The organism is Streptomyces sp. SAI-170, assembly GCF_049739565.1.
GTDB lineage: Bacteria > Actinomycetota > Actinomycetes > Streptomycetales > Streptomycetaceae > Streptomyces.
The window spans coordinates 6,712,152-6,726,148 of the sequence record NZ_JBMGQD010000001.1 but is presented as its reverse complement, the minus strand read 5'-3'; the positions used below and the strand labels follow the sequence as shown (position 1 = coordinate 6,726,148).

At 72.8% G+C, this 13,997-nt stretch carries 14 protein-coding genes; 9 read left to right on the top strand and 5 right to left on the bottom strand.

All coding sequences use genetic code 11. From position 1 onward, the window contains the following. Positions 1-29: 29 nt before the first annotated feature. On the top strand, positions 30-404 hold the full coding sequence (locus RKD23_RS30235; RefSeq protein ID WP_424856575.1) for a YchJ family protein: 375 nt from the start codon (positions 30-32) through the stop codon (positions 402-404). Positions 405-428: 24 nt separating this feature from the next. On the opposite strand, the gene RKD23_RS30230 is transcribed toward RKD23_RS30235, so the two are convergent. Continuing rightward, the gene (locus RKD23_RS30230) at positions 429-1,130 is read right to left on the bottom strand and encodes a FadR/GntR family transcriptional regulator (protein WP_424856574.1); all 702 of its coding nucleotides are present in this window, start codon (positions 1,128-1,130) and stop codon (positions 429-431) included. Between the two features lie 149 nt (positions 1,131-1,279). On the opposite strand from RKD23_RS30230, the gene RKD23_RS30225 reads away from it, so the two are divergent. Both RKD23_RS30225 and RKD23_RS30220 read left to right on the top strand, forming a co-directional pair. Then, a complete protein-coding gene (locus tag RKD23_RS30225; RefSeq protein WP_424856573.1) occupies positions 1,280-1,798 on the top strand; it encodes a gluconokinase in 519 nt (172 codons plus the stop codon). Between the two features lie 48 nt (positions 1,799-1,846). Continuing rightward, a complete protein-coding gene (locus RKD23_RS30220; RefSeq protein WP_424856572.1) occupies positions 1,847-3,244 on the top strand; it encodes a gluconate:H+ symporter in 1,398 nt (465 codons plus the stop codon). Positions 3,245-3,319: 75 nt separating this feature from the next. On the opposite strand, the gene RKD23_RS30215 is transcribed toward RKD23_RS30220, so the two are convergent. The 4 genes from RKD23_RS30215 to RKD23_RS30200 all read right to left on the bottom strand — a co-directional run bounded on the left by RKD23_RS30215 (position 3,320) and on the right by RKD23_RS30200 (position 8,369). Then, positions 3,320-3,988 (bottom strand): cytochrome b/b6 domain-containing protein, encoded by a 669-nt coding sequence (locus tag RKD23_RS30215; protein ID WP_424856571.1) that lies wholly within the window; start codon positions 3,986-3,988, stop codon positions 3,320-3,322. Then, a complete protein-coding gene (locus tag RKD23_RS30210) occupies positions 3,972-4,706 on the bottom strand; it encodes a molybdopterin-dependent oxidoreductase (RefSeq protein ID WP_424856570.1) in 735 nt (244 codons plus the stop codon). The genes RKD23_RS30215 and RKD23_RS30210 overlap by 17 nt, the downstream gene beginning before the upstream one ends. 1,099 nt (positions 4,707-5,805) lie before the next feature. After that, positions 5,806-7,350 carry an APC family permease gene (locus RKD23_RS30205; protein WP_424856569.1) on the bottom strand — a complete coding sequence of 515 codons (1,545 nt, stop codon included), beginning with the start codon at positions 7,348-7,350 and terminating at the stop codon, positions 5,806-5,808. A gap of 68 nt (positions 7,351-7,418) precedes the next feature. After that, a complete protein-coding gene (locus RKD23_RS30200) occupies positions 7,419-8,369 on the bottom strand; it encodes a hypothetical protein (RefSeq protein WP_424856568.1) in 951 nt (316 codons plus the stop codon). A 365-nt stretch (positions 8,370-8,734) separates the two neighbouring features. Here RKD23_RS30200 and RKD23_RS30195 point away from each other — a divergent pair, with 365 nt between their 5' ends. From RKD23_RS30195 to RKD23_RS30170, 6 genes are all read left to right on the top strand, one after another. Beyond that, positions 8,735-9,625, top strand: a complete 891-nt coding sequence (locus tag RKD23_RS30195; RefSeq protein ID WP_424856567.1) for a DMT family transporter — start codon at positions 8,735-8,737, stop codon at positions 9,623-9,625. An 87-nt stretch (positions 9,626-9,712) separates the two neighbouring features. Then, positions 9,713-10,222 (top strand): NUDIX domain-containing protein, encoded by a 510-nt coding sequence (locus RKD23_RS30190; protein WP_424856566.1) that lies wholly within the window; start codon positions 9,713-9,715, stop codon positions 10,220-10,222. Positions 10,223-10,232: 10 nt separating this feature from the next. Further along, positions 10,233-10,625 carry a YidH family protein gene (locus tag RKD23_RS30185; protein ID WP_424856565.1) on the top strand — a complete coding sequence of 131 codons (393 nt, stop codon included), beginning with the start codon at positions 10,233-10,235 and terminating at the stop codon, positions 10,623-10,625. Beyond that, positions 10,622-10,945 carry a DUF202 domain-containing protein gene (locus tag RKD23_RS30180; RefSeq protein ID WP_424856564.1) on the top strand — a complete coding sequence of 108 codons (324 nt, stop codon included), beginning with the start codon at positions 10,622-10,624 and terminating at the stop codon, positions 10,943-10,945. The genes RKD23_RS30185 and RKD23_RS30180 overlap by 4 nt, the downstream gene beginning before the upstream one ends. Before the next feature lie 764 nt (positions 10,946-11,709). Continuing rightward, positions 11,710-12,732 carry a phosphotransferase family protein gene (locus tag RKD23_RS30175; RefSeq protein ID WP_424856563.1) on the top strand — a complete coding sequence of 341 codons (1,023 nt, stop codon included), beginning with the start codon at positions 11,710-11,712 and terminating at the stop codon, positions 12,730-12,732. 5 nt (positions 12,733-12,737) lie between these two features. Beyond that, on the top strand, positions 12,738-13,952 hold the full coding sequence (locus RKD23_RS30170; RefSeq protein WP_424856562.1) for an acyl-CoA dehydrogenase: 1,215 nt from the start codon (positions 12,738-12,740) through the stop codon (positions 13,950-13,952). The last annotated feature ends 45 nt before the right edge of the window (positions 13,953-13,997 follow it).

Genomic DNA, 13,997 nt, shown 5'->3' with positions numbered 1-13,997 from the left:
GTCGGATGCTTTTGCGGAGGACTTCGGCGATGACCACGCGTGCGTGCCCGTGCGGGCTGCCCGAGTCGTACGACGCCTGCTGCGGGCGTTTCCACGCGGGTGCGGCGGCCGCGCCGACCGCCGAGGCCCTGATGCGGTCGCGCTACAGCGCCTTCGTGCGGCAGGACACGGGCTATCTGCTGCGGACCTGGCATCCGCGCACGCGCCCGGCGCGCCTCGACCTCGACCCGGCCATGCGGTGGACCGGGCTGGAGATCCTTCAGACGTCCGCCGGCTCGGCCTTCCACACCACCGGCACGGTCACCTTCCGGGCGTCGTACCGAGGCGGCTCGCTGCATGAGCGCAGCCGGTTCGAGCGGGTGGACGGGGCGTGGGTGTACGTCGACGGGGACTTCCTGGAGTAGAGCCCTCCGCCTCAGGGCGGTCTTCTACGGCGCCAGGATGTCCAGTTCCTGGAGGGCGCCGACCGTGATCTGGCGGGTGAGTTCCTCGGCGCGGGCGGCGTCGCGGGCGCGGACGGCCTCGGCGACCCGGACGTGCAGGGTGACGGCCGCGGGGTCGGGGTCCTCGAACATCACGTCGTGATGGGTGCGGCCGGCCAGGACCTCGGCGACCACATCGCCGAGCCGGGCGAACATCTCGTTGCCGGAGGCCGTGAGGATCGCGCGGTGGAAGGCGATGTCGTGGAACAGATAGCCCTCCAGCTTGTGGCCGCGTGAGTGGGCGACCATGCCGAGGGCGCACTCGGTGAGCTCGGCGCACTGTTCGGCGGTGGCGTGGCGGGCGGCCAGCCCGGCGGCGACGGGTTCCACGGCGGAGCGCAGGACCGTGAGCGAGCGCAGCTGGCGCGGGCGGTCGGCGCCGGCCAGGCGCCAGCGGATGACCTGCGGGTCGTAGACGTTCCACTCGCACTCGGGGAGCACGGTCACGCCCACCCTTCGGCGGGACTCCACCAGGTGCATCGACTCCAGGACGCGCACCGCCTCGCGCATCACCGAGCGGGAGACGTCGAAGCGCTGGGCCAGTTCGTCGGTGCGCAGCACGCTGCCCGGCGGGTAGTCGCCCGCGGTGATCTCGGGCCCGAGGGTGTCCAGTACACGGCCGTGCAGCCCGCGGCCCGGTGTGGTCATGCACTCAGGGTACGGGGGCCGCTACGGACATAAAAAGTCAGACTTATTCATCACAGCTTCTTGAATTCGTCGTACCTAATAGGTTTCAGTAGGGCGACGTCAGACGTCGGAGGTCGACGTCGCATGTCGAAGAAGACAGCGAGGCAGTGATGCGTACCCCCCACGTCGTCGTGGTGATGGGCGTCGCCGGAACGGGCAAGACCACGATCGGTCCCCTGCTCGCCGCCCGGCTCGGCGTCCCCTATGCCGAGGGCGACGACTTCCATCCGCAGGCCAACATCGCCAAGATGTCGGCCGGTGTCCCGCTGGACGACGACGACAGGTGGCCCTGGCTCGACGCCATCGGAACCTGGGCGCACGGCCGGGCCGGGCTCGGCGGTGTCGTCAGCAGCTCCGCGCTGAAGCGGTCGTACCGCGACCGGCTGCGGGCGGCCGCCCCGGACATCGTGTTCGTCCACCTCACGGGCGACCGCGCGCTGATCCTGGACCGCATGTCGCACCGGCAGGGGCACTTCATGCCGACCGCGCTGCTCGACTCGCAGTTCGCCACGCTCCAGCCGCTCGAGGCGGACGAGGCCGGCGTGGCCGTCGACGTCTCCGGATCCCCGGAGGAGATCACCGAGCGTGCCGCGCACGCGCTGAGCGCCCTCCCCGATCCGGCGCTGTAACTCCCGCACCACCCCTCCCCCGTCCCCCGTACCTGCAAGGGAATCCCCGTGACCAGACTCAGCGTCGAGATGCTGGCAGCGGACACCGTCGAGCCCATCACCTCGGCCGGGCACGCCCAGCTGGGCGTCGCCGTGCTGGCGGGCATCGCCGTCATCGTCCTGCTCATCACCAAGTTCAAGCTTCATGCCTTCCTGGCGCTGACCGTGGGGTCGCTGGCGCTGGGCGCGTTCGCCGGGGCGCCGCTCGACAAGGCGATCGCCAGCTTCACCACCGGGCTCGGCTCGACCGTGGCCGGTGTGGGCGTGCTGATCGCGCTGGGCGCGGTCCTCGGCAAGCTGCTCGCCGACTCCGGCGGCGCCGACCAGATCGTCGACACGATCCTCGCCAAGGCGGGCGGGCGGTCGATGCCGTGGGCGATGGTGCTGATCGCCTCCGTGATCGGTCTGCCGCTGTTCTTCGAGGTCGGCGTCGTCCTGCTGATCCCGGTCGTGCTGATGGTCGCCAAGCGCGGCAACTACTCGCTGATGCGGATCGGCATCCCGGCGCTGGCCGGTCTGTCAGTGATGCACGGCCTGGTGCCGCCGCACCCCGGCCCGCTGGTCGCGATCGACGCCGTGCAGGCCAACCTCGGTGTGACGCTGGCGCTCGGTGTGCTCGTCGCGATCCCGACCGTGATCATCGCCGGTCCGCTGTTCTCCAAGGTCGCCGCGCGCTGGGTGGACGTGCCCGCGCCGGACCGGATGATCCCGCAGCGCGCCTCGGAGGAGCTGGAGCGGCGTCCGGGCTTCGGTGCCACGCTGGCGACGATCCTGCTGCCGGTCGTGCTGATGCTGTCCAAGGCGCTGGTCGACATCGTGGTGGACGACCCGGAGAAGACCGTGCAGCGCGTCTTCGACGTGGTCGGCTCGCCGCTGATCGCGCTGCTGGCGGCGGTGCTGCTCGGGTTCTTCACGCTGGGCCGGCCCGCCGGGTTCACCAAGGAGCGACTGTCGGGGACCGTCGAGAAGGGACTCGCGCCCATCGCGGGCATCCTGCTGATCGTCGGGGCGGGCGGTGGCTTCAAGCAGACGCTGATCGACTCCGGTGTCGGGCAGATGGTCCTGGAGATCTCCGAGGACTGGTCGATCCCGGCCCTGCTGCTGGCCTGGCTGATCGCCGTGGCGATCCGGCTCGCGACCGGCTCGGCGACCGTGGCGACCGTTTCGGCGGCCGGCCTGGTGGCCCCGCTCGCGGCCGACATGTCGACGACGCACACGGCCCTGCTGGTCCTGGCCATCGGCGCCGGCTCCCTCTTCTTCAGCCATGTCAACGACGCCGGCTTCTGGCTGGTGAAGGAGTACTTCGGCCTGAAGGTCGGGCAGACCATCAAGACCTGGTCGCTGATGGAGACGATCATCTCCGTGGTCGCCGGTGGTGTGGTGCTGCTGCTGTCGCTGGTCATATAGCCGGCTCCGGCCGTACGACCGTACGAAGGCCGCCGGACTCCTCGATCGGGGTCCGGCGGCCTACGTGTGTCCCGGTCAGGGCCGCCACAGCGGGTGTTCGCGGTCCGCCCACTCCCGGCTCACCCGGCCCGTGCGCAGGCCGCGGCGGGCCTCCGGGTCGGCGAGGGCCATGCCGATGTGGCCCGCGAGGACGACGCCGACCGTCAGGGCGAGCCAGTCGTGGACGAAGGTGGCGCTGGTGCGCCAGCGCAGCGGAGTGAGGTGGGTGAACCACATCAGCAGGCCGGTGCCGAGCATCACCAGGGTGGCTCCGGCGATCCAGGCGGCGTAGACCTTCTGGCCGGCGTTGAACTTGCCCGCGGGGCGGGACGCGGGCCGCTTGTCGCGGCGCAGGGCGGCGCGCAGCCAGACGCGGTCGTGCGGGCCGAAGCGGTTGAGGAAGCGCAGGTCGGCGCGGAAGGCACGGGAGGCGAGACCGGACAGGACGGGCAGGGGCAGGGCGAGGCCGGCCCACTCGTGGACCCGGACCACCAGTTCGCGGCGGCCCACGAGCTGGGCGAGCTCGGGGATGTAGAGACAGGCCGCCGTCAGCACGCAGATGCCCATCAGCGCGGCCGTGGTGCGGTGGACCCAGCGTTCGGCCGGGGTGAAGCGCCGCAGCCGGGTGTCCGGGGTGCGCGTGTCGGGGCGCGGAGGGTCAGGTCGTTGGGGGTCAGGCCGCAGGGGGTCAGGTCGTAGGGTCATCGTCGCGTCCGTTCGAGCGGCCGACCCATGCGTCGACGTCGTATCCGCGTTCTTCCCAGTAGCCGGGGCGGACGCGGTCGGTGAGCGTAATACCCGAGAGCCACTTGGCGGACTTGTAGAAGTACATGGGCGCGACATAGAGGCGGACGGGGCCGCCGTGCGCGTGGCCGAGGTCCTCGTCCTGCATGCGCAGGGCGATCAGGACGTCGGAGCGGCGGGCCTGGTCGAGGGTGAGGCTCTCGGAGTACGCCCCGTCGAAGCAGGTGAAGCGCACGGCCCGGGCCTGATCGCGTACCCCGGCGGCGTCCAGCAGCCGCGACAGGCGCACCCCTTCGAACGGCGTGCCGGGCACCCGCCAGCCAGTGACGCACTGTACGTCCCGTACGAGGCGGGTCTGGGGCATGGCTCTGAGGTCGGACAGGGTGTAAGTGGCGGGGCGGTCGACCAGGCCGTCGATCCGGAGGCGGTAGTCCCGGGGGGACTTGCGGGGGACGGAGGAGACGACCGAGTAGTAGCGGAAGCCGCCGCCGTTGGGCAGCAGGCGGCTCAGGCCGGTCGGGTCCTTGTCGGCCGCGCTGCCGAGGAAGGCCTCCAGGCCGCGCTGCAGCGGAGGCGCGGCGACGACGCCGAGGGCCCCCAGGCCGAGCGTGCCCAGAAGGACACGACGCCCTATGGGCCTGCCGACCGGCTCCTCGGGTTCGGGGCGTTCTGGGTTCACACCCTCATTCGAGCACCCGCGCGGTGGCGGGACCAGGGGGTCGGGGTGCCCGTCAGGGTTCCGTAATCAGTCGGCGGGGCGGGACCGGGGGTGGGCTGCGTTGCCGGCGCTACGGGCTCTGGCGGAAACGGGGCCGGCCCGGGGCAGAGGGCAGCGGGGGCGGGCGGGAGTCGGCGGGGTGGGGCGTAATACGGCGGGACCGGGCGAAGGGCCTGGCCGACGACGTCCCTCGGGGGTGACGACCGCGAGTGCCGCCGCGCCTGGGCGGAAACCAACAGCCTCAGGCAGAGGGCCGACGGGCCCGGGCGGAAGCTGGCCCCGGGCCGGGGGCAGACAGCAGCTCAGGCCGGAGCCGACAGGCTCAGGCGGAAGCCGGGCCGCCTGGGGATGAGGCAGCGGGCCCGACGTGCACGAGTCGACAGGCGCGGGCGGAGCTCGGCTCCTGCGGGCGGGGTCTCGGTCCGGCCGGGTGCCGGCGGGCTCCGGGCGCCGGGCTCAAGGTCCCGCCCCGGGAAGACCCCGCTCGGGCGGAAGTCGGCTCCGCGGGCGGGGTCTCAGCCCGGCCGGATGCCGACGAGCCCCGGACGCCGGGCTCAAGGCCCCGCCCCGGGAAGACCCCGCTCGGGCGGAAGTCGGCTCCGCGTGCGGGGTCTCAGCCCGACCGGATGCCGGCGAGCCCCGGGCGCTGGGCTCAGGGCCCAGGCCCGCCCCGGGAAGACCCCGCTCGGGCAGAAGTCGGCTCAGCGTGCGGGATCTCAGCCCGACCGGATGCCGACGAGCCCCGGACGCCGGGCTCAAGGCCCCGCCCCGGGAAGACCCCGCTCGGGCAGAAGTCGGCTCCGCGAGCGGGGTCTCAGCCCGACCGGGTGCCGGCGGGCCCCGGGCGCCGGGCTCAAGGTCCCGCCCCGGGAAGACCCCGCTCGGGCGGAAGTCGGCTCCGCGTGCGGGGTCTCAGCCTGACCGGATGCCGGCGAGCCCCGGGCGCCGGGCTCAAGGTCCCGCCTAGAGAAGGCCCACCTCCCGGCCGGCGCCCCCGGCAGCCCCGTAAAAACAGGAGCGCGAGGGCGTTCCGGCCGGGCAGGCCCGCGTGCGTGGCGGGTCAGTCGGTGGAGCCGGCTGCCTTCTCCAGTTGGAAGGCCTCGTTGCCCAGGCCGATGCGGGCGTGGGCCTCGGGGGCGCGGGAGCGCAGGAGGAGACCGTGGGTGAGGCCGGCGACGAGGGCGAGGACGATGATGCCGGGCAGGATCCAGCTCAGGGAGGAGCTGGGGCCGGCGCCGATCAGGACGTCGATGTCCTTGATGGTGTAGACGGCGATCACCAGCAGGGCCAGGCCGGCCACGGTCGAGGCGGCCAGGCGCCAGGCCTGGGCGGCCGCGGCGCCGCGGCGGACGAAGAAGGCGACGACGGAGAAGGAGGCCGTCGCCATCAGCAGGATCACGCCGAGCGCGCCCATGTTGCCGCCCCAGGTGAACAGGTGCAGGACGGGCGCGGTCGGGTCGCCGACCGGAGCGTCGTCGGCGAGCGCGAAGCCGGCCACGACCAGCAGGGAGATCACCGTCTGGAGCAGGGAGCCGGTGCCGGGCGCGCCGCTGCTGCCGGTGGTGCGGCCGAAGGCGGCCGGAAGGAGGCCCTCGCGGCCCATGGCGAAGGCGTAGCGGGCGACGACGTTGTGGAAGCTGAGCAGCGCCGCGAACATGCCGGTCACGAACAGCACGTGCATGACGTCGGTGAAGGTGCCGCCGAGCCGGGACTCGCTGAGGAAGAACAGCAGTCCGGCGCTCTGCTCCTGAGCCGTGGGGACGATCTGCGACGGGCCGGCGGCGACCGTCAGCGCCCAGGAGCTGAGGGCGAAGAAGACGGCGACGAAGCCGACGGCGAGGAACATCACCCGGGGGACGAGGACGTGCGGGCGGCTGGTCTCCTCGGCGTAGACGGGGGCCTGCTCGAAGCCGGTGAACGCGGCGATGCAGAAGCACAGCGCGGTGCCCACACCCGCCCCGGTGAGGGTGTCGGGGTTGAAGGCGTGCAGGGACAGGCCCTCGGCGCCGGGGTCGCCGACCGCGGCGATGTCGAAGATGACGACGAGGGCCAGTTCGATCAGCAGCAGAACGCCCAGCAGGCGTGCGTTGACGTCGATCTTCAGCCAGCCGAGCGCGCCGACGACCGCGACCGCGAGCAGCGCGGGTATCCACCAGGCCACCTCGACCTCGGCGTAGGTGGCGAGCAGGCCGGAGACCTCGAAGCCGAAGATGCCGTAGATGCCGACCTGGAGGGCGCTGTAGGAGACGAGGGCGACGAAGGAGGCGCCCGCGCCGGCGGTGCCGCCGAGGCCGCGCGAGATGTAGGCGTAGAAGGCGCCGGCGTTGTGGACGTGCCGGCTCATCTCGGCGTAGCCGACGCTGAACAGCACCAGCGTCACGCCGAGGACGACGAAGAGCAGCGGCTGGCCGACGATGCCCATCACCGCGAATGCCGTGGGCATGACACCCGCGACGACCATGAGGGGGGCGGTCGCGGCGAGGACGGACAACAGCAGTCCGCCCGTGCCGAGGCGGTCGGCGCGCAGGGCGCGTTCCTGCCCCTTGAAGGTGTTGATGCCGTCGGCGCTGCCGGGGGCGGTGGTTCTCGAACTGCCCGTTGTCATCGGGGGCGTCCTTTCGGGGACCATGGGGACTGTTCGGGGGACCGGTCCGTGGGGGTGTCCGGGGTGGTTCAGCCCGTGCCGAGCGCGCTGGCGCGCGCGGCGCGGAAGGCGGCGTACGGGTCGCGGTCCGGGTAGGACCACGGCTGCGGGGTGATGTGCTCGCCGATGCGGTGGAACAGCGCGGCCGCCTCGGCGCCCCGGCCCTCGCAGGACTTGGCGTGGGCCAGGAAGTTGAGGTCGATCATCCGGCGCGGATGGTCCTCGTGCTCCCACTCCAGCCACCAGTCGAAGGCGGCCTTCATCACCTGCCGGGCGCGGCGGCCCACCCAGTGGCCGGAGGCGACCGGGTCGGCGCTCTCGTGGCCGGCGGCGGCGAGCACGCGGTAGCGCTCGGCGTGCGCGACGACCGGGAGCATGGCGAGCGGGGAGTCGGCGGGTGCCTGTTCGGCGGCCCAGTTGGCGAAGTCGTAGACCTCGTGCAGCGGGTCCGGGCCGTCCTCCGCGCGGACCTCGGCGAGCAGGGCGACCATCAGGTGGTGGGCGTGGTGGTGCTCGGGGTGGCGGTGGCGGACCTCGTCGAAGACGCGCCCCGCCTCCTGGTCGCCGCCCTGGTCGCGCTCCAGCATCAGCAGGCCGAGCCAGGGGGTCGGGTCGGCCGGTACGAGCCCGGCGGCGGCCCGGCAGGCCTCGCGGGCGCGGTCGGGCTTCTCCTTGTCGTGCAGGACACGGTGCACCAGGGACAGGGCGAGCAGGACGGAGGCGTCCGCGGACTCGGGTTCGGCGAGCCGCCACTCGCGCGCCCAGGCGGCGCTGTACTTCTCCATCGCCAGCACGGTGACGCGGTGGCCCCGGCGGTCCCAGTCGTCCCCCGTGTGGGCGAGCAGCGAGCGCGCGGCCTGCCAGCGGCCCTGGGCGAGCGCGGCCCGCGCGGCCACGAGGTCGGTGTCGTCGAGTGCCGCGTCGAAGGTCTGTGCCGAGCGCTTGCGACCGCGGCCCAGAGGAGGCGGGGGTGGTGACACCGAGGGGGAACTTCCTGAAGACGGTGGTGCGACGACAATGCGAAATGTCTGACTATGCGGAATGTCCGACATTGGTGCGATATGTCGATTTACGGAACACTACATCAGTGCCGTCATCGACCGATCACGCACAGCCAACCTGGAGCCAATACTCATCGTCAAGTGGCGCCGGCAAGGTGACACCTGTCAACTCCTGAAACAGAAGGGACAGTTGTGGCATGTGAGGCCACACGGCGGGTGAATTCCGACGGATTCCATCGAAGACCACCATGTGACGTACGCCATAGCGCACCTGGGTGCGTCGACGGACCATGGGCTGTCCGGGAGCACTCCGTCTCCCGGGTTTTCTACCGAGGTACGGCAGCGTGTCGGTTCTGGTTCTGCTTCTCGCCGTCGGTGCCGCCTGCTGTCTGGGCTTCGGGTTCGTCCTCCAGCAGCAGGCCGCCCAGCGGGCGCCGCTCGGCGACTTCCTCTCCCCCAGGCTGCTGCTCGACCTGATGCGGATGCCGCGCTGGCTGGGCGGGATCGGGCTGATGGTCGTCGGCATGGCGCTCGGCGCGGTCGCCCTCGGCCAGGGCGAGATCTCCTTCGTGGAGCCGCTGCTGGCGACCAACCTGCTCTTCGCCCTCGCCCTGTCCCGGCGCAGCTCCCGGCAGCCGCTCGGGCGCCAGGGGTGGGCGGGCCTCGCGCTGCTCGCGGGCGGGGTGACCGCGTTCATCGTGGCCGGCGAACCCCGCGGCGGCACCGCCGTCGCCGACCCGCTACGGCCCTGGCTGATCATCGGCGCGATGGTCGGCCTCGCCCTGCTCCTCACCGCGTACGCCAGGCGCACCCGGCTGTGTTCCGCGCCGATGCTGCTGGCCCTGGCCGCCGGACTGCTCTACGGCGTCCAGGACGCCCTCACCCGGGTCAGCGGGGAGCGCTTCTCGGCCGGCGGCTTCGCCGAGCTGCTGACCGGCTGGCAGCCGTACGCCGTCCTGCTGCTCGGCGTCACCGGGCTGCTGCTGGTCCAGAGCGCCTTCGAGACGGCGTCCCTGCGCGCCTCCCTGCCCGCCCTGACCGCCGCCCAGCCCCTGGCCGGCATCATCTGCGGCGTCGGCTTCCTCGGCGACCGCCTGCGCACCGACACGGGCGCCCTGGCCTGGGAGGCCGCGGGCCTCGCCGCCGTGGTCACGGGCATCGTCCTGCTGGGGATGCATCCGGCGATGCCGAAGGGCGCCGCCGTGCCGGGCGAGGCCGCGCTGCAGCGGGCCTGACGGCGGGCGGCGCCGCCGTGCCGGGTGAGGCCGTTCCGCAACGGGCCTGACGGCGGGCTCGGGCCGCTGTCCTGATTGGATGCCGCCATGAGCGCAGACGAAATCCTCGACGTGGTGGACGAGCACGACCAGATCATCGGGCAGCTCCCCCGCGGCGAGGTCTACACCCGAGGCCTTCGGCACCGCTGCGTGTTCATCCAGGCCAGAGACGCCGAGGGCCGGATCTTCGTCCACCGGCGGACGGCGACGAAGCTGGTCTTCCCCTCGCTGTACGACATGTTCGTCGGCGGAGTCGTGGGCGCGGGCGAGACCTACGACGCCGCGGCCCTGCGCGAGGCGGAGGAGGAGCTGGGCGTGAGCGGACTGCCGAAGCCCGACTTCCTCTTCAAGTTCCTCTACGACGACGGCGCCGGAAACAGCTGGTGGTCGGCCGTCTACGAGGTCCGCTGCGCGCTCCCGGTGCAGCCGCAGACCGAGGAGGTCGCCTGGCACGCGTTCGTCACGGAGGACGAGCTGCGGACCCGGCTGCCCGAGTGGGAGTGGGTCCCGGACGGGCTGGCGGCGTACGAGCGGCTCGTGGCCCACCGCGCCGGATAGGGTCACTCACGTGAGTGAACTCGTACGGAACGTCCGGATATGGTTCGCGCCCGACCGCATCCGGGCGGAGGGCGACACCCCCGACTACCGCTTCTCACTGGCCAACGAGCGCACCTTCCTGGCCTGGCTGCGCACCGCGCTCGCGCTGATCGGCGGCGGCTTCGCGGTGGACCAGTTCCTGCCGGACCTCAGATGGGGCTGGCGCGTCGGCCTCGCACTCGCGCTGCTCGCGGCAGGCGTGCTGTCCTCCCTGCGGGCGGTGAACCACTGGGTGCGCTGCGAGCGGGCCATGCGTCGGGGCGAGGACCTTCCCACGTCACGCTTCCCGGCGCTGCTGAGCCTGGTCGTGGCGGTCGTGGCCCTCGCGATGGTGGTCGTGGTGTTCATCGGGTGGGAGGGGTGAGCGGACCGGCCGACGAACGCGATCCGGGACTCCAGCCCGAGCGCACCCGACTGGCCTGGCGGCGCACGACGCTGGCCTGCACGGTCGCCGCCGTGCTCGCCGTACGCAGCACCCTCCGCGGCGGCCTCTCCACCGCATCGGCCCTCACCTGCGCCCTGTGCTGCCTCCTGTGGCTGGGCTTCCTCCTGGTCGCCCACCACCGCATCCGCACCCTGAGCACCCCTGGCGGCCGCCCCCACACCCTCACCGCCCACCAGGCCACGGCTGCGACCCTGTGCACGATGGCGCTGGCGGTCTGCGCAACGACGCTGGTGTTCTGAGGAGCGGCCATGGTGGGCGCGCCCTGAGCACGGCGGGCACGGCGGGACACGGCGGAGCGCGGTGGGGTGGCGGACGCACCGGAGCACGGCGGCCGTGGCGGGCGCGCCGGGACGTGGCGGGCACGGGGGGACGCGGCGGGCACGGGGGGACGCGGCGGGCACGGGGGGGGACGTGGCGGGCAAGGGGGGACGTGGGCGGCCATGGCGGGCGCGGCGGCTGTGGCCGGCGCGGCGGAGCTCGGCCGGAGCGCCCGAGCACCGCGGCCGTGGCAGACCGCGGCAGGACGTGGCGGCGCGGCGGACGCGCCGGAGCACGGCGGCCGTGGCGGGCACGGCGGAGCACGACGGCCGGGGCAGGCACGCCGGAGCACGCCCGCCGTGGCGGGCACGGCGGGACGTTGGCGGGCGCGGCGGCTGCGGCTGGCGCGGCGGAGCGCGGCCGGAGCGCCCAAGCACCGCGGCCGTGGCAGACCGCGGCAGGACGGACGGCGGCCGTGGCCGGACGCGGCGGACGACGGCCGTGGCGGGCACGGCGGGCCGTGGCGGCCGTGGCCGGACGCGGCGGACGGCGGCCGTGGCGGGCACGCCGGTGTGGCGGCGCGCCCGGGCGCGGCGGGAAACACGCCCTCCGGCCCCGCCGTACTACTCCCCCGCCGCGCCGCGGCCTATCGTGGCCCCGATCACGTTGGCCCGCCCCACTGGACGACATACCGACCGGTCGGCATCATGAGTCGCATCCTGTTCACACGCACGTAGGAGCGACGATGGCATCCGACCACCCGCCAGGGCTCGACCTCGACCGGCTGCGCGGACTGCTCGACCGCGAGCGGCCCGGGCTCGTGCAGGGGCCGCTGACCGGCCGGCTGATCGAGGGCGGGCGGTCGAATCTGACGTACGAGGTGTCCGACGGCTCGGCGAAGTGGGTCGTACGCCGGCCCCCGCTCGGGCATGTGCTGGCCACCGCGCACGACATGAAGCGCGAGCACCGGGTGATCAGCGCCCTGCACCCGACGAACGTGCCGGTGCCCGCGCCGGTGCTGCTGTGCGAGGACGAGGACGTGCTGGGGGCCTCGTTCTACGTCATGGAGTTCGTGGCCGGGACCCCGTACCGCACGGCCGACCAGCTCGCGCCGCTGGGCCCCGAGCGGACCCGGGACGCGGTGCTGTCGCTGGTGGACACGCTGGTCGAGCTGCACGCCGTCGACCCGGAGGCGGTGGGGCTCGGCGACTTCGGGCGGCCCGAGGGGTTCCTGGACCGGCAGCTGCGCCGCTGGGGCAAGCAGCTGGACGCCTCCCGCAACCGCGACCTCGCCGGCATCGACGAGCTGCACGCCGCGCTCGGCAGGGAGCTGCCGCGCTCCCCCGTACCGACCGTGGTGCACGGCGACTACCGGCTGGACAACGTCCTGATCGGTGAGGACGACTCGATCAAGGCGATCCTCGACTGGGAGATGTCGACCCTCGGCGATCCGCTGACCGACCTCGGGCTGCTGGTGATGTACAGCGAGCCCCTGAACCTGCCCGACTCGCCCGTGAGCACCACCGCCGCGGCCGCCGGGCACCCCTCCCCCGCCGAGCTGATCGAGCGGTACGCCGCCCGCTCGGGCCGGGACGTCTCGGGCGTCGCCTGGTACACGGCGTTCGCCTGGTTCAAGCTCGCCGTGATCCTGGAGGGCATCCACTACCGCTACACGCTGGGCCAGACGGTCGGCCGCGGCTTCGACCGCATCGGCGATCTGGTGCCGGTCTTCATCGAGCACGGTCTGACCACTCTTCAGGAAGGCTGACGGACATGGACTTCGCGTTCGACGCGCGCACGGAGGAGCTGCGCGCCAGGCTGCTGGCCTTCATGGACGAGTACGTGTATCCGGCCGAGGCGGTGGCCGAGGAGCAGCGCGCCGCGCTCGCCTCGCCGTGGGACACCCCGGCCGTGGTGGAGGAGCTGAAGGCCGAGGCGCGCAGGCAGGGGCTGTGGAACCTGTTCCTGCCGGACTCCGAGTACGGGGCAGGGCTGACCAACCTGCAGTACGCGCCGCTGGCGGAGATCACGGGCCGCTCCCCGCAGCTCGCGCCGGTCGCGCTGAACTGCTCCGCTCCGGACACCGGCAACATGGAGGTGCTGCACCAGTTCGGTGACGACCGGCAGAAGAAGCAGTGGCTGGAGCCGCTGCTGGCCGGTGAGATCCGCTCGGCGTTCGCGATGACCGAGCCGGAGGTGGCCTCCTCGGACGCCACCAACATCACCACCCACATCGAACGGGACGGCGACGAGTACGTCATCACCGGCCGCAAGTGGTACATCTCCGGGGCGATGGACCCGAACTGCAAGATCTTCATCGTGATGGGCAAGACGGACCCGGACGGGGCGGACATCCGCCGCCAGCAGTCCATGGTGCTCGTCCCGCGCGACACCCCCGGTGTCACCGTCAAGCGGGCCATGCAGGTCTTCGGCTACGAGGACCACTCCCACGGCGGTCACGCCGAGGTGATCTTCGACCACGCGCGCGTGCCGGTGTCGAACCTGATCGGCGAGGAGGGCGGCGGCTTCGCCATCGCGCAGGCCCGCCTCGGTCCGGGCCGTATCCACCACTGCATGCGACTGATCGGCATGGCGGAGCGCGCGATCGAGCTGATGTGCCGGCGGGCCGTGTCGCGCACGGCGTTCGGCAAGGCGCTGGCCCAGCAGGGCGTGGTGCACAACTGGATCGCGGACGCGCGCGTGACCGTGGAGCAGCTGCGGCTGCTCGTGCTGAAGACGGCCTGGCTGATGGACACGGTCGGCAACCGGGGCGCCCACACCGAGATCCAGTCCATCAAGATCGCCACCCCGCGCGCGGTGGTGGACATCCTCGACCGGGCGATCCAGCTGCACGGCGCGGGCGGCGTGAGCCAGGACTTCCCGCTGGCCGAGCTGTACGCGGCCGCACGGACGCTGATGATCGCCGACGGTCCCGACGAGGTGCACCAGCGGTCGCTGGCGCGGCGGGAGCTGAAGAAGTACCTGTAGAGGGACACGCGTAAGGGGCGGCCACCCATGGTGGCCGCCCCTTAC

Bases quoted from the DNA above. Each gene is read 5' to 3' on its own strand.
- RKD23_RS30225 (WP_424856573.1), top strand. From the start codon at position 1,280: ATGCGTACCCCCCACGTCGTCGTGGTGATGGGCGTCGCCGGAACGGGC.
- RKD23_RS30230 (WP_424856574.1), bottom strand. From the start codon at position 1,130: ATGACCACACCGGGCCGCGGGCTGCACGGCCGTGTACTGGACACCCTC.
- RKD23_RS30190 (WP_424856566.1), top strand. From the start codon at position 9,713: ATGAGCGCAGACGAAATCCTCGACGTGGTGGACGAGCACGACCAGATC.
- RKD23_RS30235 (WP_424856575.1), top strand. From the start codon at position 30: ATGACCACGCGTGCGTGCCCGTGCGGGCTGCCCGAGTCGTACGACGCC.
- RKD23_RS30205 (WP_424856569.1), bottom strand. From the start codon at position 7,350: ATGACAACGGGCAGTTCGAGAACCACCGCCCCCGGCAGCGCCGACGGC.
- RKD23_RS30170 (WP_424856562.1), top strand. From the start codon at position 12,738: ATGGACTTCGCGTTCGACGCGCGCACGGAGGAGCTGCGCGCCAGGCTG.
- RKD23_RS30175 (WP_424856563.1), top strand. From the start codon at position 11,710: ATGGCATCCGACCACCCGCCAGGGCTCGACCTCGACCGGCTGCGCGGA.
- RKD23_RS30215 (WP_424856571.1), bottom strand. From the start codon at position 3,988: ATGACCCTACGACCTGACCCCCTGCGGCCTGACCCCCAACGACCTGAC.